Raw genomic sequence first — 16,812 nt, 5'->3', positions numbered from 1 at the left:
GATATTGTCATGCTCACCACACATCGACAGGCGCCCGTGAGACACCCTCCCCACCAGCAGAAACAAGACCGAGCCCCCCTTCCACTTCCGCCCGCCACCGCGATACCCCTGAGGGGACACAGACCCCCGCAGGAAGCGAGTCACACCGTGAACGACTCCGGTTGGTACGTGGATGAACGCTGCACGAACTGCGACGTCGCCCGGCAGCTCGCGCCGGATCTGATCGTCGAGGCGGACGGCCGCTCCGAGATCCTGCGCCAGCCGCGCGACGCGGCGGAGGAGGACCTGATGTACACCGCCGCCTTCGCCTGCCACACCCGCTCCATCCGCCCGCCGTCCGGCCGGATGGATCCGCGACGGGACTTCTACCCCCTCCCCCTCGACGACACCGTCCTGTTCTGCGGGCACAACTCCCAGCGCACCGCGGGCGCCAACTCCTATCTGCTGCGGCGCCCTTCGGGGAATTTGCTGATGGTGGACACCCCGCGCTGGAACGAGCCGCTGGCCGCCCGGTTCGAGACGATCGGCCCTGTCACCGACGTGCTCCTGACCCACCGCGACCACGCCGCGCACGGCCGCCGCTACGCCGACCGCTTCCAGGCCAGGCTCTGGGTCCACGAGGGCGACCTCGAATCCGCGCCCGACGCCGACTGCGTCCTGCGCGGCACCGACAGCGTCGAGATCGCCGACGGCGTGCTCGCCCATCCGCTGCCGGGTCACACCGAGGGGAGCGTCTTATACGTCGCCGACGAGCGGTACTGCTTCAGCGGGGACAGCTTCTACTGGTCGCGCACGACGGAGGACATCGAGGTGGCCGACAGCGTCACCTGGTACTCGATCGAGGAGCTCGCGGCCTCACTGGCCCGCACCGCCGAACAGCTCCGCTTCGAGTGGCTGCTGCCGGGGCACGGCGACCGCAAGCACCTCCCGGCCGCCGACATGGCCGCACGCATGCGGGAGTTGACGGCTCGCACCCGCACGCTGCGGCCCCGTCCCATCGACTTCACCGCGGTCCGCTGGTGAGCGCGGGAAGCCGGGGCCGGGTCAGCCGCCCGCGGCAGGCACGGCGGGCAACGGGGTCGCCGGGCGCTCGAAGAACGTCTCCAACGAGACCGTCGCCTGGGTCCCGCTGACCCCCTCGATCTCGTACAGCCTGCGCAGCACGTCCTGGAGCCGCTCGGTCGTCGCCGTGCGGACCTTCACCAGGACCGACGCGCTGCCCGCGATGACGTGCGCCTCCTGGATCTCGGGGATCGCCGCGAAGGCGGCCGCCGACTCCCCCATCCACGCCGTCGATTCCACCATCACGAAGGCGAGCACCCCGCGGTCGAGGGCCGCGGGGTCCACCTCGACGGTCGTGCGCCGGATGACACCGCGCTCGCGCAGCTTGCGCACGCGTTCATGGGCGGCACCGGCGGAGAGGCCGACCTCCTTGCCGAGCGCCGCGTACGACATCGTCGCGTCCTCCTGGAGGAGAGCGATCAGCCGCCGGTCCACGTCATCCACAGTCGCCATGGCGCAACCATATCCCGTTCTGGCATAGTCTCGAATCACCGAATGACATTCAGACACGGTGCGCTAAGGGGTAACGATGTCCACCAATGACGACGCCTCGATATACGAGATCCTGGACGAGCGGTTCCGTACCGGACGGTGCGCGAACGGGGACGACCGGCTGGAGAAGCTGTACGGCGGCTGCCGCTGGGCCGAGGGACCGCTCTACCTCCCCGCCTGGCGCCAGCTCGTCTGGAGCGACATCCCCAACGACCGGCTGCTGCGCTGGGACGAGGCGACCGGCGCGGTCTCCGTCTTCCGCTCCCCCGCCGGGCACGTCAACGGCAACACCCTGGACCGCGAGGGCCGGCTCATCAGCTGTGAGCAGGGCAACCGCCGCGTCACCCGTACCGAGCCCGACGGCCGGATCACCGTGCTCGCCGACCGGTACGCGGGCAAGCGGCTCAACAGCCCCAACGACGCGGTGGTGCGCTCCGACGGCTCGGTGTGGTTCTCGGACCCGGACTTCGGCATCACCAGCGACTACGAGGGCGTCCGCGCCGAGCCCGAGATCGGCGGCTGCCACGTCTACCGGATCGACCCGGCGAGCGGCGAGGTGCGCCTGGTCGCGGACTGCTTCGGGGCGCCGAACGGGCTCGTCTTCTCGCCCGACGAGCGACAGTTGTACGTCTCCGACACGCGGGGCGGGTGCGTCCGCGTCTTCGACGTACGCGAGGACGGCACGCTCTCGGAGGGCCGGGTGTTCGCCGAGGCGAAGGACGATCTGAGCCGGTTCGACAACCTCCGCTTCGACGACGGCGGCCGCCTGTGGGCGGCCGCCATCGAGGGAGGGGTGCACTGCTACGACCCCGACGGCACCCTCATCGGGCGGCTGCGGGTGCCGGAGCCGGTGTCCAACATCGCCTTCGGCGGGCCGAAGAACAACCGGCTCTTCATCACCGCGACCAGCTCGCTGTACTCACTGGTCATGGCCGTCACCGGGCTGCCGCGGGTCCACCGCTGAGCCCACGTCGCGAACGCGCGTCAGAAGCGCACGTCGGAGCAGGCGTAGAAGGCGTTGCCCGTGTCGGCGATGGTCCAGACACCGAGGATCAGGTGGTGGCCGGACTTCTGGGGCAGGACGCCGGCGTGGGTGACCGTGGAGCCGGGCTGACGGCCGCCGAAGGGCACCGTGAGGAACGGCTGCGGGTCCAGGTCGGCCCTGGTCAGCGGCTTGGTGGGGTCCCAGCCGTCCTTGGTGATGTAGTAGCGGAAGTCGGTGGTGGCGTGGCGGGCCGTGATGCGCCAGACGAAGGTGTGGCTCTGGCCCGCGGTCAGCTTGGTGGTCGGCCAGTTCCCGCCGCGCGGGTCGTCCAGTTCGGAGAAGCGCCCGATACCGCCCGCGCAGATGCGCCCGTCGACGGGACCGCGCGCGGGGAAGCCCTTGGGCCCCTCCACGCTCGGCGGCTCCCACTGGATCTGCCCGCAGTTGCGGACGGTGCCGTTGCCGCACAGCTGCTGACGGCTGACGGGCGAGTCGGTGTAACCGTGGGCCTGGGCGCTGCCGCTGGTGGCGAGCATCGCCGAGCCCGCGATGCCGAGGCCCAGGAGTAACGAGGTGAGCTTCTTGCGCATGAAGTGCTCCCGTGGTCCGAGGTTGCGGGTGGGACGGACGCGCACCCCTGACGTACTGCCGGATCGAACGGCGAGGAGCCGGGCGGCAGCACGGGAACAACCGGAGGGCACGCGTCCGACGCGGTCTAGACCAAGTGCGAGACTAGCCCCACGAGTTGGGCATGTCCATACCAATGAAGTCACCCGCGGCGCGGTCACTCCGTGGCTTCCGCCTCCACCGGCTTGGGGATGAGGAAGGACGTCGCGAAGGCCGCCGCGATCAGGGCGACTCCGGCGATCATGCCCGCCGTGTATCCGGCGGGGGACGTCTTGTCGGCCGGTGCGGCGGCCGTCTGCACGGCGTACAGGACGGCGAAGCTGAGCCCGGCGCCGAGGTTGAAGGCGCCCGCGTTCAGACCGGGCAGGAAACCCGGGTTCTCCTTCGGGGAGAGCACGATGCCGAGGCCGTTCAGGACGATGTTGCCCACGCCCGCGTAGGTGACGCCGATGAGGATCGACGCGAGCAGGAGCAGCAGCCGCGAGTCGGCGTGCAGCGTGAACAGCATCAGGGCGACCGTCACGGCCGAGCCGATCAGGCCGAGGCGCAGGATGCGGCCGTAGCCGTACGTGGCGGCGAGCCGGCCCGCGAGCGGGCCCATGGCCAGGCCCGCGAGGGCGTACGGCGTCAGGGTCCACCAGGCCGACTGCTCGGCGGTCATGCCGAAGCCCGCCTGCGCGTCCTGGGCGAAGGCGGGGATCATGCCGTTCATGACGGCGAAGACGCCGGTCATGGTCAGCACTGTGGTGAGCAGCAGCGCCCAGGTGGAGCGCTGGCGCAGGTGGTGGGTGGCGACCAGCGGGTGGCTGCTGCGGTCCTCGGTGCGCCAGAACAGGGCGAAGGCGATGCCGGTGACCACGAAGAGGCCCACGACGAGCGGCCAGTTGGCGTCGCCGAGCTTGCCCGCCTCGTTCAGGGCGATCAGGGCCGCGCCGACCGAGACCACCAGGAGGGTGACGCCCGGCCAGTCCATGCGGGTGTCGGAGGTGTCGACCGCCTTCGACTCGGGGGTGAGGGTGGCGACGAGGAGCGTGGCGATCGCGGCCACACCGGCCATGGCCCAGAAGACCGACTGGAAGCCGTGGTGGTCGGCGAGGTAGCCACCGGCCAGGGAGTCGACGCCCGCGATGCCGCCGTTGACGGCGGTGATGACGCCGAGGAGCGTGCCGTACTTCTTCGGCTCGTGGACCTCGTTGCGCAGCATGATCAGGCAGAGCGGCACGGTGGGACCCGAGACGCCCTGGACGACGCGGCCGACGAAGAGCATCGGCACGCTCTCGGCGAGCGCGGCGACCACACAGCCGACGACCATGAGCGCCAGCATCCCCGCGAGCACCTTGCGCCGTCCGACGAGGTCGCCGAGGCGCGGCAGGAAGAGCGAGAAGAGCGCGGCCGACGTGAAGAACGCGGTCTGGGTGAGGCCGATCTCCGCCGAGGTCGCCCCGAGGGAGTCCTCGATGTTCTTCAGGGCGGGGCTGAGCATGCTCGCGTTGAGCTGGAAGGCGAAGCAGGCCGCGAGGAGCGCGGCGACCAGGACGCCGACGCGCACCGGGCGCGAGCCCTTGGCGCCGCCGGGCGCGGCGGCCGGCTCGGTGAAGGAGGCGTTCATGCGCGGACGTCACCGATCCGCTCGAGGGCGTCCACGATCAGGTCCCAGAAGCGCTGGTGGTCCAGGTCGACGGCGACCTGGGTGTGGCAGTCGTCGGGGGCGGGCGCGCGGAAGTCCGTGACGGTCATGCCGAGGGTGAGCGTGCCGGTGAGCTCGATGTCGACCGGGGCCTTGCGGACCGTCATGACATCGGGGTCGATGACGTACGCGACGGCGCACGGGTCGTGGACCGGCGGCGCGTCGAAGCCCTGGGCCTCCAGGTACATGGCGCCGAAGAAGTCGAGGAGTTCGTTGACGAAGACGGCGGGCTTCGTGCCGACCTTCGCGATGCGCTCGACGACCTCGGGGGTCGCGAGGGCCTGGTGGGTCAGATCGAGGCCGACCATGGTGACCGGCCAGCTCTCGTTGAAGACGATGTGCGCGGCCTCGGGGTCGATCTTGATGTTGAACTCGGCGACCGGGCTCCAGTTGCCCGTGTGGTAGCCGCCGCCCATCAGGACGACCTCGCGGACCCGCTCGACGATGCGGGGCTCCTTGCGGGCGGCGAGGGCGATGTTGGTCAGACCCGCGGTGGGGACGATGGTGATCTCGCCGGGCTCGTGCGCCATGACCGTGTCGATGATGAGGTCGACGGCGTGCCGCTCGTCCAGGGCGAGGGTCGGCTCGGGCATGACGGGACCGTCGATGCCGCTCTCGCCGTGGATGTCCGGGGCGGTCTCGACCTCGCGTACGAGAGGACGGGGGCAGCCCGCGGCGAAGGGGACGCCGGTGATGTTCGCGATGCGGGCCACCGAGAGCGCGTTGCGGGTGACCTTCTCCAGGGTCTGGTTACCCACCACGGTGGTGACGGCGACAAGATCCACATCCGGGTTGCCGTGCGCCAGGAGCATGGCGATCGCGTCGTCATGTCCGGGGTCGCAGTCCAGGATGATCTTTCGGGGCATCGCGGAACCTCTTTGTTCGGCTGAGTTGCCGCTGCGGAGCGACAGCTCGGGAAAACGTTCTCCCAAGACTCTGTGCACAGGTGCGAATTATGTCAATAGCCGACGACACACCCCAGCAAACTCGCCCGGATCGGACACAGTTCAGCAGAGGACAGAAATGCTCGAAAACGGAGAAGACGCCCTGAAAATTGCCCCTGGTCGCCTCGGAGAACCGCTGATAACGTTTGCCGAAATTCAGCGAAGGGTGGGCGCGGCGTGGCCGACGTAACACTGCGGGACGTAGCCAGGGCCTCCGGCTGCTCCGTCGCCACGGTCTCCCGGGTCCTCGCGGGCACCCGCCCGGTCGGGGCCGAGACCGCCCGCCGGGTGCGCGAGGCCGCCGGAGCCCTCGGCTACCGGCCCAACCACGCGGCCCGCGCGCTGCGCAGCCGCTCCACCGGCACGGTCGGGCTCGTCCTGCCGCAGATCACGAACCCCTTCTATCCGGCCCTGGTGCGGGAGTTGACGCACGCGCTGCACGCCGATGGGCGGGCCGTGCTCCTCGCCGACTGCGACGACGATCCGGTCGCCGAGGCGGAGCGCATCGGCGACCTGTTGAGCAGGCAGGTCGACGCCCTCCTGGTGATCCCCGCGCACGAGGACCACAGCAGGGAGGCGGTGGCCTCGGCCGCCGCCCGGGTGCCGCTCGTCCTGATGGACCGGGGCTGCGGGCCCGGCATCGCCGACTCCGTCGCGGTCGACAACGCCGCGGGCATGGCGCTCGTCCTGGACCATCTGGCCGCGGCGGGCCGTCGCCGCGTCTGCTTCCTGGGGGCTGCGGGGACGGCGTCGACCGCCACCGAGCGGCGCACCGCGTACGCGGCGGGGGCGGGCGCCATCGATCCCGGCGCGCCCGGGCGCGTCGCCCTCGGCGACTTCTCCGTGGAGTGGGGCCGGGCCGCCGTCGACGAGGTGTGGGACGCCCGGCCCGACGCCGTCGTCTGCGCCAACGACCTCATCGCCATCGGCGCGCTCCAGCGCCTCCAGCAGCTCGGCGCCGACGTTCCCGACGAGGTCGCCGTGACCGGCTTCGACGACATCCCGATGGCGGCGCTGTCCGCCCCCGGGGTCACCACGGTCCGCCAGCCCGTCGCCGAACTGGCCGCCGAGGCGGCGCGGTTGCTCGACCAGCGGCTGTCCGGGGACGAGGACGGGCCGCAGCGGGCGATACGGCTCGCGCCCGAGCTGGTCGTACGCGAGTCGAGCGGGGCGGTCGACGCACGCTGAGCCCTCGGCGGGGTGCGGAGTGCGTCATCCTCGGGCCGGTGGGGGCTGGTCGCGCAGTTCCCCGCGCCCCTCACGGGGCGCCACACCGCGCGCTGTTCGCTCCCGGCGGTCGGGAACCTGGCACGCCGGGAGCGAACGGCGGTTCAGCCCGTCAGCGCGTCACGCGCCAGGTGAGCGTGTCCGTCAGGAGGGCGCGCAGCGCCGGGTCGCGTACCGCCTTCGTCGGGTCGGTGGCGCGCACCGACAGGGTGTGGGCGCGGCCGTCGGCGGGCACGCCCAGGGCGCGCGGCGACACGACGCTGTCGTTCTTCGCCCCGCGGACCTCACGGCCGTCGACGCTCCAGGTCAGCCGCACGCCGTCGGCCGCACTCACCCGGACCTTGGCGTCGCGCCGCACCGCCCGGTCGGTACCGGTGAGCGCCGTGACGACGGACGCGTGCCGGTGGAAGCCCGCGATCATGGCCTCGCGCCCGGGCAGGTTGAACTCGCGGCCGAGCGTGCGCATGATCGAGTCGCTGGTGGGGCGGTAGAGGCCGCGCGGGTAGTAGCCGCCGCCCTCGTACGCGCCGACCTTGCCGCCGTCCGGTGAGGTCTGGCCGATCCACCGGTACCACTTCTTCTTCTGGGCGGTCAGCTGGGCGGCCGTGAGCTTGCTGGTGTTGGCTTCCCAGGGTTCGGCGCCCGTGTAGGTGCCGTACTCGTCGTACCAGTACTCATCGGCGAGCTTGCCGAGCGAGTGTCCCGTCTCGTGGACGGCGACCTGGTCGGACTGGGCGTTGTCCGACGAGGCGGTGGCGATGCCGTCGTAGCCGGACGGCGACGTGATGTCGTTGTAGCCCGCGCCGCCGTACTTGGTGGAGTTGGCGAGGACGATCACGAGGTCGGGGTCCGCGGCCTTCTTGGCGTACGACTCGACCTTGTTGGTGTCCACGCACAGGAGGCGCTCGATGCCGTCGCAGAAGAAGGCCGAGCCGAGCGCGGTGTCCTTGACGGTGCCGCTCGTCGGGTCGCCGGAGACGCCGGACTGCCGGGAGACGGCGTCCACGGCCCAGACGTTGAAGAGGCCCTTGTACGCGGCGTACGGCTGGACGGCGGAGATCTTCGCCCACTTGGCCCGCACGTCGGCGTGGAAGTCCTCCTGCTGCGCGGCGGTGTAGCCGTCGCCGATGAAGACGACGTCGAGCTTGGAGGCGCTCGGCCCGGCCTGCACGATGGGGACGACGTCGCCGTCACCCTTGATCTCGGAGCGCTCCTTCGCGGAGAGCGCGTCGGAGGCGGGGACCTCGGTGTGCCGGGGGTGGGCGCCGGGGCCCGTGAAGTACTCGACGCGCTGGGTCTGCCCGGCGGCCGGGTCAGGGCCTGCCGCCGTGGCCGTGCCCGCGGGTCCTGTCGCGGTGAGGCCCGCGGCGAGCGCGATGCCGGTGGCGAGGGCGATGCGCAGGGGCGTGCGTCTGGCACGGCCCGGGGTCCTTGCCGGTATTCGTCCTGTGGGGGGCATGGGCGTCCTTTCGAAGTCCGCGATATAAATGGCGGGTTAAGCGGGGTTAAGGCGCGGCTCAACGTAGAGGCTCGTGGGGCGTCAGGCAATGGGTGTGCGTCAAGTCATGCACGGGGTCGACCAGTTCACGCCGTTCGCGGCTCGGCGTGTGACCATGCGTGGGGCGGCATACGGAGGGGCAGCGATGGAGCGGAACGTGGAGCGGAACAGGTCCGAGGGCGCACGAGGCGAGGGCACGCGCGCCGACGATCCGGCCGAGATCGGGCGGCGCGTGCTGCGGCTGCGCGGTGAACGTGGCCTAACCCAGCGCCAGTTGGCCGAGCCCGCCTATACCCCCGCATACGTCTCCACCCTTGAGGCGGGCAAGGTGCGACCCTCGGAGGCCGCCCTGCGGCACCTCGCCGAGCGCCTCGGCGTCGGCTACGAGGAACTGGCCACCGGACGGCCCGCCCGGCTCGCCGCCGGACTGCGCCTGCGCCTCACCGACGCGCGCCGCGCCCTGGCCACCGGGGCGCCGGGCGACGCGGCAGCGCTCTTCCGCGCCCTGCACGAGGAATCCGTCGCGCACGAACTCGCCCCGGAGCAGGCCGACGCGCTCCTCGGCCTCGGTGACTGCCTCCTCGAATCCGGTGAACTCACCGAAGCCCGCGACTGCTTCGCCGCCGCCGAGCGGCTCCTGGCCGACGATCCGCTGCCGCGCCGCGTCCCCGCGATCCGGGGCCGCGCCACCGCCCACCTCCTCACCGGCGAGCTGCGGTACGCCTGTTACCTCCTGGAGAACACCCTCGACGAGCTCAACGCCGCCTCACTGCACGACCCCGAGGCGCTGCTGCTGCTCTATACGGCGTCCATCGCGCCGTACATGGACATGGGCGCGCACGCCAGGGCCGCGCACGCCGCCGAGCTGGCGCTCGCGCTCGCGCCGGGCGTCGGCGATCCGGCACTGGTCGCGGGGATGCACCGGGGGGTGGCCCGTACGCTCATCGCCGAGGGCCGCATCGCCGAGGCCGACGCGTCGCTGGCCAAGGCGCAGGAGCTCTACCGCCAGCTGCACATCCGCACCGAGCTCGCCCACTGCCACTGGATGCGCGGCTACGTCCACGCCCAGGACGGCGACCTCGAACAGGCGGAGCGCGAACTGCGCACCGCCCGCGACATCCTCGCCTCCAAGCGGGCCGCGCTCTTCACCGAGCAGGTCGAGGTGGAGCTCGCCGACGTACTGCGGCGACGCGGCAGGGCCGAGGAGGCGGAGGCGCTGTTGCGGCCGCTCCTGACGTCCGGCGCCGACGACGCCGGGGACGAGACGGGTGCCCTCGGCGCGGGCCGGGGCGCGGTGCACGCGGGCGGCGCGCACCGGCTGCTCGGGCTCATCGCCGAGGAGCGTGGCGACACCGAGCGCGCCGAGGAGCACTACTGCGCGGCCCTCTCCCTGCTCGAACGGTCCAGTGCGGCAGGGGACTTGGCCGATCTCTGCCGTCTCCTGGGCGATCTGCTGCGCCGCTCGGGGCGGGTGGAGGCCGCGATGGACGCCTACCGCACGGGTCTCGGACACCGGGCGGCACCGGGTACGACGACGCTGGGGCCCGCGCCCGCCACACCGCCGATGTGACCTCCCACGCCCGTTCGCCCGCGGCTCCTCCTGCATCAAAGGATGTAGCGCGAATTCCTCCGGAGCTACGACTCCCGTGCCCACGAGGGCGCCGAGGATGGTGATCGCCACCCTGAACAGGCGCACGAGGAGCGGCACATGCCGGAACGGACGACCACCCCACCAGCCCCCTCCTTGCTCGGCGCGCTGGGCAGGGCCTTGGGCGGCGGGCTCGTCATGGGCGTGGCCCTCGGCCTCGGGACGGCCGCGGGGCCGCGTGTCGCCGACGCACTGGGACTTTCCGGGTTCGCCGCCAGGCTCGTCCCCGCCGTCCTGGTCAGCGCGGTGGCCGTGCCGCTCGTCATGGCCGCGCTGCGGCGCGGGGGCCGCTCGCTGACGTCCATCGGGTTCGGTGACCCGATGGCGGCGGTGCGCGCCCTGCTGACCGGCGTGGGCGTAACGGCGGCGGCCGCGGCGGTCGTCCTCGGGGCGGGCACCGCCGCGGGCATGCTCAGCTGGTCGCGCCCCGATCCCTTCGCACTCGCCGCGTTCCTGGTGACGAACGGGGTGGTCGCCCTGCTCCTGGAGGCGCTCCCCGAGGAGACGACGCTGCGCGGCTACGCCTGGACCGCGCTGCGCGGCCGGTTCGGCGGCCTGGTGACGGCGCTCGGCACGACGGCGGTGTTCCTGGTCGTGCCGGGCCTCTCGACGGTGGTGGGGTCGTGGACCGCGCGGCTCGTCGGCGGCGATCCCGGCCCTGTCGGGTGGGCGCCCGGCGGGCAGAACGCGGCCGACTACCTCTTCCTCCTGACGGTGTTCGGACTGACGCTCGTGGCGGCCCGCACGGCGGTGCGGGGCGCTCCGCTCTACGCCGCCATCGGCACCCATCTGACCTTTCTGACCGTCAACCGCGTCACGTTCGAGGGTGAGAAGCGTGACGCCGGGTGGCACGCGGAACTGCTCGACCCCGGGGCCGAACTCCTCGTACCCGTCTACCTGTTGGTCGCCATGGCGGGCTTCGTGGTGTGGCGGAAGGTGGGTCGCCGCGGGCCCTACAGCACGCCCCGCTCCCCTTCCTCTCCTTCCTCCCCCTCTGGGGGCCGGGCCACCGCCCGCAGGACCTCGACCAGTGCCGCCACGGTCGGCCGGCGCTCGGCCTGAGCGCGGTACACCACCACGATGTGCCGCTCCACCGTCTCGCGCAGCGCCACCACGTCGAAGCGGGAGCGGCGCAGGCGGAGCATCAGGCCCGTCACCGTGCTCACGCCGACGCCCGCCTCGACCAGGGCGAGGGTGGCCGCGGTGTCCGTCACCTCGTGTTCGACGAGCGGCTCGGTGCCCGCGCGACGGCACGCGGTGCGCACGGCGCGGCCGTAGTAGCTGTCGCCGGGCGGCAGGATCCAGCGGAGGCCCGCCGTGTCCGCAAGGGAGACGGTCTCGGCGCCCGCCATCGCGCCCGCGGGCACCGCGAGAGCGAACCGTTCGCGGTACAGGCGCAGCATCCGCAGCGCGGGATCGCGCGGGATGGGTACGTCGGGGTAGTCGAGGCCGAGAGCGAGGTCGACGCCGCCTGACGCGACGGCGTCGTACACCTCGTCGACGTCCATGTCGCGGCTGCGCACGGTGAGTCCGGGAAGCACCTCGCCGGTCCTGCGCAGGGCCATCGGGAGTATCTCGGCGGCGACCGTGGCGAACAGACCGACGCGCAGCACCCCGCTCACCTCCCCGCGGCCGCGCGCGAGCGCTTCGAGCGCCTCCGCTTCGGTGGTCAGGATCCGCTCGGCGTACCGCGCCAGGGTCAGGCCCTCGTCGGTCAGCTCCACCCGGCGGCCCACGCGCCGCAGCAGCTCCACGCCCGTGGACCGCTCCAGCGCGGCGAGTTGCTGCGAGATGCCCCCGGGGGTGTACCCCAGCGCATCGGCGACCGCCGTGATGGTTCCCCGCCTGGTCAGTTCCACCAGGGACCTCAACTGGGCGCTCGCCCCATACATATAGCGATCGTAATCGATCGACCGCACGAAGTGTTCATGGACGGCGGCGGCAGGGTGCTGCACCATGGCGGGCAGCAAGCTGTTCAGCGTTTCGCGCCACGCACGCCACGCCATGACAGCCCCTGGAAGGGAGCAGCCCCTTGGCCTCCTCGGAGTTCCGCGGTCTTCCGTCCTCCGCCGACGTGGTCGTCATCGGGGGCGGGGTGATGGGCACGAGCATCGCCTTCCATCTGGCCGAGGCGGGGGTGCGCGACATCGTCGTCGTGGAACGCGACGAGCTGGGGCAGGGCAGTTCGGGCAAGCCGATCGGCGGGGTCCGCGCGCAGTTCTCCGACCCGCTCAACATCGAGCTCGGGCTGCGGAGCCTGCGGGCGTACGAGGACTTTCCGCGGCGCCCCGGTACCGGCATCGGCCTGGACACCGTGGGCTATCTCTTCCTGCTGACCGGTCAGGACCAGGCGGCGGAGTTCGAGGCCGCCGTGCGCACCCAGAACGAACTCGGCGTCCCCAGCCGCATGATCGGGGCCCGCGAGGCCGAGGACCTGTGCCCCTATCTGCGCACGGAGGGGCTCGTCGCCGCCTGCTACTCGCCCGCCGACGGCCACGCGCGTCCCGGTCGCGTCGTGCGCGGGTACGCGCGCGCCGCGGCCGACGCCGGAGCCGTCCTCGCGACGCACACCACGGTGCTCGGCATGGACACCGTCGGCGACCGGGTCCGCGTCGTGCGCACCGACCGCGGCGCCATCTCCTGCGCCACGGTCGTGTGCGCGGCCGGGGCCTGGTCGGCGCGGGTCGGCGCCATGGTGGGGGTGGCGCTGCCGGTGCGCCCCGTGCGGCGTCAACTCGCCTTCACCGTGCCGCTGGTGCCCGCCGCGCCGCGCATCCCCTTCACCATCGACTTCGCGTCGTCGGCGTACTTCCACAACAGCGACGACGGGCTCCTTCTCGGCCTCGCCGACCCGGCGCAGGCCGAGGGGTTCGACACGACGTGGACGCCGGAGTGGCTGGACCTGTTCCGGGAGGTCGCTCGGCACCGCGCGCCCGCGCTCGCGGACATGGCGACGGACGGGGGCTGGGCGGGCCTGTACGAGGTCACTCCGGACCACAACGCGCTCATCGGCCGCTCCGAGGCAGTCCCCAACTTCCTCTACGCCACCGGGTTCTCGGGCCACGGCTTCCTCCAGGCGCCCGCCGTCGGCGAGATCGTCCGCGACCTCCACCTGGGGCGCCGCCCCTTCGTCGACGTGGCACCGCTCGGCGCCGACCGCTTCGGATCGGGGGTCGCGGGCCGCCCGGAGGCACACGTGGTCTGAACTCCCCCGCACACCAGCCCGGTCCTCCGGGACCCGGCCGACGGAAGGACGAAGCGCCGATGATCCGGCAGTGGCAGCTGCGGGCCGCGTTCGCCGCGCGGCTCTCGGAGATGTACGGGCGCGAGGTCCCCGCCTACACGACGCTCGTGGACGTCTCGCGCGAGGTCAACGAGGAGGTCCTGCGCGCGCGAGGCGCCGACGCCGAACGCCTGGGCTCCATCAGCCGGGTCACCTCCGAGCGGCACGGCGCCATCCGGGTCGGCACGCCGGAGGAACTGCGCCAGGTCGCCCGCGTCTTCGGCGCCCTCGGCATGCGCCCGGTGGGCCACTACGACCTGCGCGACACGGCGGGGAGCGCGCTGCCCGTCGTATCGACCGCGTTCCGGCCCGTGACCGGGGACGAGCTGGCCCGCAACCCGTTCCGGGTCTTCACCTCCCTGCTCACCGTCGACGACCCCCGCTTCTTCGACGCGGACCTCCGCTCCCGCCTCACCGCGTTCCTCGCCGCGCGCGAACTGTTCCCGCCCGAGCTGCTCGCCCTCGCCGATCGCGCGGAGGCCGAGCGGGAGCTGCCCGACGCCGCCGCCGAGCGCTTCCTCCACCTCGCCGTACGCGCCTTCGAGCTGTCGCCCGAACCCGTCGACCGGGCCTGGTACGAGACCCTGGCGCGGGTCTCCGCCGTCGCCGCCGACATCGGCGGCGTGCGCAGTACGCACATCAATCACCTGACCCCGCGCGTCCTGGACATCGACGAGCTGTACCGGCGCATGACCGCGCGCGGCATCGAGATGATCGACACCATCCAGGGCCCGCCGCACCGCCCCGGCGCGGACGTGCTGCTGCGGCAGACCTCCTTCCGCGCCCTCGCCGAACCGAGGGCGATGCGCGCCCCCGACGGCCGGGTGACCCGCGGCTCCCTGCGGGTCCGCTTCGGCGAGGTCGAGGCGCGGGGCATCGCCCTCACCCGCGAAGGCCGTGCGCGCTACGACCGGGGCGAGCCCCTGCCCGGCACCGAGCACGAACTCGCCGTCCAGGGACTCGGGTTCTTCACCTACCACGTAGTGCCTGACCGCCCCTCGGACGGCGGGCGCCCGCCCGCCGACATCGGCGCGCTCCTGGGTCAGGGCTGGGTCCGGGCCGAGCCGATCGTGTACGAGGACTTCCTTCCTCGGTCCGCTGCGGGCATCTTCCAGTCCAACCTCAGCGACCGGGGGTCGAGGAACAGCGGCCTGGCGAGCGACGCGTACGACGCCGCGTGGCTGGCCGGTGCGGTGGGGCGCGAGGTGCTCGATCCGTTCGCGCTCTACGAGCGGCAGCGCGCACGGTCCCTGGCCGAGGTCGCCGACGCGCTGGGAATCGCGATCGACCCCCTACTCGCCCGAGGAGTTTCATGAACGGCATCGTCCTTCCCTCCACCGACGACCTGCGCGCCCGCGCCCGTGCCGCACTCCAGCGCGTCGGGGTCACCGTGCCGGACGTCGGCACCGGCCTGCGGGCCCGTACCCCGATCACCGGCGACGAGCTCTTCGCCGTCCCCGTCGCCGGTGCCGACGCCACGGAGGAGGCGATCGCGGCGGCCCGCGCGGCGTTCCTCGACTGGCGCACCACACCGGCGCCGCGCCGAGGTGAGCTGGTGCGGCGCCTGGGCGAGTTGCTGCGCGAGCACCAGGAGGACCTCGCCGATCTGATCACTGTCGAGGCGGGCAAGATCCGCTCGGAGGCGCTCGGCGAGGTCCAGGAGATGGTCGACGTCTGCGACTTCGCCGTGGGCCTGTCCCGTCAGCTCTACGGCCGCACCATCGCGTCGGAGCGCCCGGGACACCGCCTCGCGGAGACCTGGCACCCGCTCGGCGTCGTCGGGGTGATCTCTGCGTTCAACTTCCCCGCCGCCGTGTGGTCGTGGAACACGGCCGTCGCGCTCGCCTGCGGCGACACCGTCGTCTGGAAGCCCTCCGAGCTGACCCCGCTGATCTCCCTGGCCTGCGACCGGTTGCTCGCCCGGGCCGCCGATGACGTCGGGGCGCCGCGCGACGTGCACCGCCTGCTGCTCGGGGACCGGACGGTCGGTGAACGGCTCGTCGACGATCCTCGGATCGCGCTCGTCAGCGCCACGGGCTCGACCCGCATGGGCCGCGAGGTGGGTCCCCGCGTCGCCGCCCGCTTCGGCCGCAGCCTGCTGGAACTGGGCGGCAACAACGCCGCGGTCGTCGCGCCGTCCGCCGATCCCGAGCTGGCCGTGCGGGGCATCGTGTTCGCCGCGGTGGGCACGGCCGGGCAGCGCTGCACGACGCTGCGGCGCCTCATCGTGCACCGCGAGATCGCGGACCCGCTGGTCGACCGGCTGACCGCCGCCTACCAGAAGCTCCCCATCGGCGACCCCTTCGACCGGTCCACGCTCGTCGGGCCGCTCATCTCCACGGCGGCGCTCGACGGCATGCGGGCCGCGCTCGACCGGGCGCGGGACGAGGGCGGCGAACTGGTCGTGGGCGGCGAGCGCCGTCCCGCGGGCTCGGCGCCGGGCGCCGCGTACGTCGAACCGGCCATCGTCCGCATGGCGGGGCAGACCGACGTCGTGCGCGAGGAGACGTTCGCGCCGCTCCTTTACGTCATGACGTACGACACCCTCGACGAGGCGATCGCCCTGCACAACGACGTCCCCCAGGGCCTGTCGTCCAGCATCTTCACGCGCGATCAGCGCGAGGCCGAGCTCTTCCTCTCCGCCGAGGGCTCCGACTGCGGCATCGCCAACGTGAACATCGGCACCTCGGGGGCGGAGATCGGCGGTGCCTTCGGCGGCGAGAAGGAGACGGGCGGCGGCCGAGAGTCGGGCTCCGACGCGTGGCGCGCCTACATGCGGGCGGCCACCAACACCGTCAACTACTCGGGGCGGCTGGCGCTCGCGCAGAACGTCAGCTTCCTCTGACTCACTGCTGACTCACCGCGCGGGAAGGCGGCGTACGGCCTCGAGGGCGCGGTCGGCGTGGGCGCTCATCCGCAGTTCGCTGCGGACCACCTCGGCGACGGTGCGGTCCTGTCCGATGACGAACGTGACGCGCTTGGTCGGCGCCAGGGAGAAGCCGCGCGTCACGCCGAACCGGCCGCGCACCGTGCCCTCGGGGTCGGAGAGCAGGGGGAAGCCCAGCGTGTGCTTGCCGACGAACTCCCGCTGCCGCTCGACCTCGTCACCGCTGACGCCGACCGGCCGCGCACCCGCCGCCTCGAACTCGGCGGCCAGGTCGCGGAAGTGGCACGCCTCGGCCGTACAGCCGGGGGTGAGCGCCGCCGGGTAGAAGAACAGCACCACGGGGCCCTCTTCGAGGAGCGTGCTCAGCCGCCTCGGGGTGCCGGTCTCGTCGGGCAGCGTGAAGTCGTCGACGGTGTCGCCGACCGCCACGCGCGCCGTCATGTCCTGCTCCCCTGCGACGTACGGTCGAAGC

General features: G+C 72.5%; 15 protein-coding genes. 8 read left to right on the top strand and 7 right to left on the bottom strand.

Translation table 11 applies throughout. From position 1 onward, the window contains the following. Positions 1–147 precede the first annotated feature (147 nt). Positions 148–1,023, top strand: coding sequence for an MBL fold metallo-hydrolase (locus tag KY5_RS39890; protein ID WP_234363100.1), 876 nt, complete (start codon positions 148–150; stop codon positions 1,021–1,023). Positions 1,024–1,044: 21 nt separating this feature from the next. On the opposite strand, the gene KY5_RS39885 is transcribed toward KY5_RS39890, so the two are convergent. After that, the gene (locus KY5_RS39885) at positions 1,045–1,506 is read right to left on the bottom strand and encodes an Lrp/AsnC family transcriptional regulator (protein ID WP_098247810.1); all 462 of its coding nucleotides are present in this window, start codon (positions 1,504–1,506) and stop codon (positions 1,045–1,047) included. 85 nt (positions 1,507–1,591) lie between these two features. Between KY5_RS39885 and KY5_RS39880 the strand changes: the two genes are divergently transcribed. Continuing rightward, positions 1,592–2,518: an SMP-30/gluconolactonase/LRE family protein gene (locus tag KY5_RS39880; protein WP_098246757.1), complete on the top strand. Its 927-nt coding sequence runs from the start codon at positions 1,592–1,594 to the stop codon at positions 2,516–2,518. A gap of 20 nt (positions 2,519–2,538) precedes the next feature. On the opposite strand, the gene KY5_RS39875 is transcribed toward KY5_RS39880, so the two are convergent. The 3 genes from KY5_RS39875 to KY5_RS39865 form a co-directional block, all read right to left on the bottom strand. After that, a complete protein-coding gene (locus tag KY5_RS39875) occupies positions 2,539–3,129 on the bottom strand; it encodes a lytic polysaccharide monooxygenase auxiliary activity family 9 protein (protein ID WP_098246756.1) in 591 nt (196 codons plus the stop codon). A 194-nt stretch (positions 3,130–3,323) separates the two neighbouring features. Next, positions 3,324–4,775: an MFS transporter gene (locus tag KY5_RS39870; protein WP_098246755.1), complete on the bottom strand. Its 1,452-nt coding sequence runs from the start codon at positions 4,773–4,775 to the stop codon at positions 3,324–3,326. Beyond that, a complete protein-coding gene (locus KY5_RS39865) occupies positions 4,772–5,719 on the bottom strand; it encodes a nucleoside hydrolase (protein ID WP_098246754.1) in 948 nt (315 codons plus the stop codon). The genes KY5_RS39870 and KY5_RS39865 overlap by 4 nt, the downstream gene beginning before the upstream one ends. Before the next feature lie 255 nt (positions 5,720–5,974). Between KY5_RS39865 and KY5_RS39860 the strand changes: the two genes are divergently transcribed. Further along, a complete protein-coding gene (locus tag KY5_RS39860; protein WP_098246753.1) occupies positions 5,975–6,985 on the top strand; it encodes a LacI family DNA-binding transcriptional regulator in 1,011 nt (336 codons plus the stop codon). 151 nt (positions 6,986–7,136) lie between these two features. Here the strand turns inward: KY5_RS39860 and KY5_RS39855 are convergent, their stop codons facing one another. Continuing rightward, positions 7,137–8,483, bottom strand: a complete 1,347-nt coding sequence (locus tag KY5_RS39855; RefSeq protein WP_098246752.1) for a M64 family metallopeptidase — start codon at positions 8,481–8,483, stop codon at positions 7,137–7,139. 184 nt (positions 8,484–8,667) lie between these two features. Here KY5_RS39855 and KY5_RS39850 point away from each other — a divergent pair, with 184 nt between their 5' ends. Together KY5_RS39850 and KY5_RS39845 are read left to right on the top strand one after the other, a co-directional pair. After that, on the top strand, positions 8,668–10,092 hold the full coding sequence (locus KY5_RS39850) for a tetratricopeptide repeat protein (RefSeq protein WP_098246751.1): 1,425 nt from the start codon (positions 8,668–8,670) through the stop codon (positions 10,090–10,092). Positions 10,093–10,230: 138 nt separating this feature from the next. After that, positions 10,231–11,232: a type II CAAX prenyl endopeptidase Rce1 family protein gene (locus tag KY5_RS39845; RefSeq protein ID WP_199843464.1), complete on the top strand. Its 1,002-nt coding sequence runs from the start codon at positions 10,231–10,233 to the stop codon at positions 11,230–11,232. Here KY5_RS39845 and KY5_RS39840 read toward each other — a convergent pair. Continuing rightward, on the bottom strand, positions 11,124–12,062 hold the full coding sequence (locus tag KY5_RS39840; RefSeq protein WP_098247809.1) for a LysR substrate-binding domain-containing protein: 939 nt from the start codon (positions 12,060–12,062) through the stop codon (positions 11,124–11,126). The genes KY5_RS39845 and KY5_RS39840 overlap by 109 nt on opposite strands. 140 nt (positions 12,063–12,202) lie before the next feature. Here KY5_RS39840 and KY5_RS39835 point away from each other — a divergent pair, with 140 nt between their 5' ends. From KY5_RS39835 to KY5_RS39825, 3 genes are read left to right on the top strand one after another with little or no spacing between them, the layout of a single operon-like run. Then, on the top strand, positions 12,203–13,375 hold the full coding sequence (locus KY5_RS39835; RefSeq protein WP_098246750.1) for an NAD(P)/FAD-dependent oxidoreductase: 1,173 nt from the start codon (positions 12,203–12,205) through the stop codon (positions 13,373–13,375). 59 nt (positions 13,376–13,434) lie between these two features. After that, positions 13,435–14,769 carry a VOC family protein gene (locus tag KY5_RS39830; protein ID WP_098246749.1) on the top strand — a complete coding sequence of 445 codons (1,335 nt, stop codon included), beginning with the start codon at positions 13,435–13,437 and terminating at the stop codon, positions 14,767–14,769. Further along, complete coding sequence (locus KY5_RS39825; protein WP_098246748.1) at positions 14,766–16,298, top strand: aldehyde dehydrogenase family protein; 1,533 nt, start codon at positions 14,766–14,768, stop codon at positions 16,296–16,298. Before KY5_RS39830 ends, KY5_RS39825 begins: the two co-directional genes overlap by 4 nt. A gap of 12 nt (positions 16,299–16,310) precedes the next feature. Here the strand turns inward: KY5_RS39825 and KY5_RS39820 are convergent, their stop codons facing one another. Continuing rightward, positions 16,311–16,781, bottom strand: coding sequence for a peroxiredoxin (locus KY5_RS39820; protein ID WP_098246747.1), 471 nt, complete (start codon positions 16,779–16,781; stop codon positions 16,311–16,313). Positions 16,782–16,812: the final 31 nt, after the last annotated feature.

This window comes from Streptomyces formicae (genome assembly GCF_002556545.1).
Taxonomy (GTDB): Bacteria; Actinomycetota; Actinomycetes; order Streptomycetales; family Streptomycetaceae; genus Streptomyces; species Streptomyces formicae_A.
The sequence above is the reverse complement of the archived record's forward strand: the minus strand, read 5'-3'. Positions and strand labels throughout refer to the sequence as shown.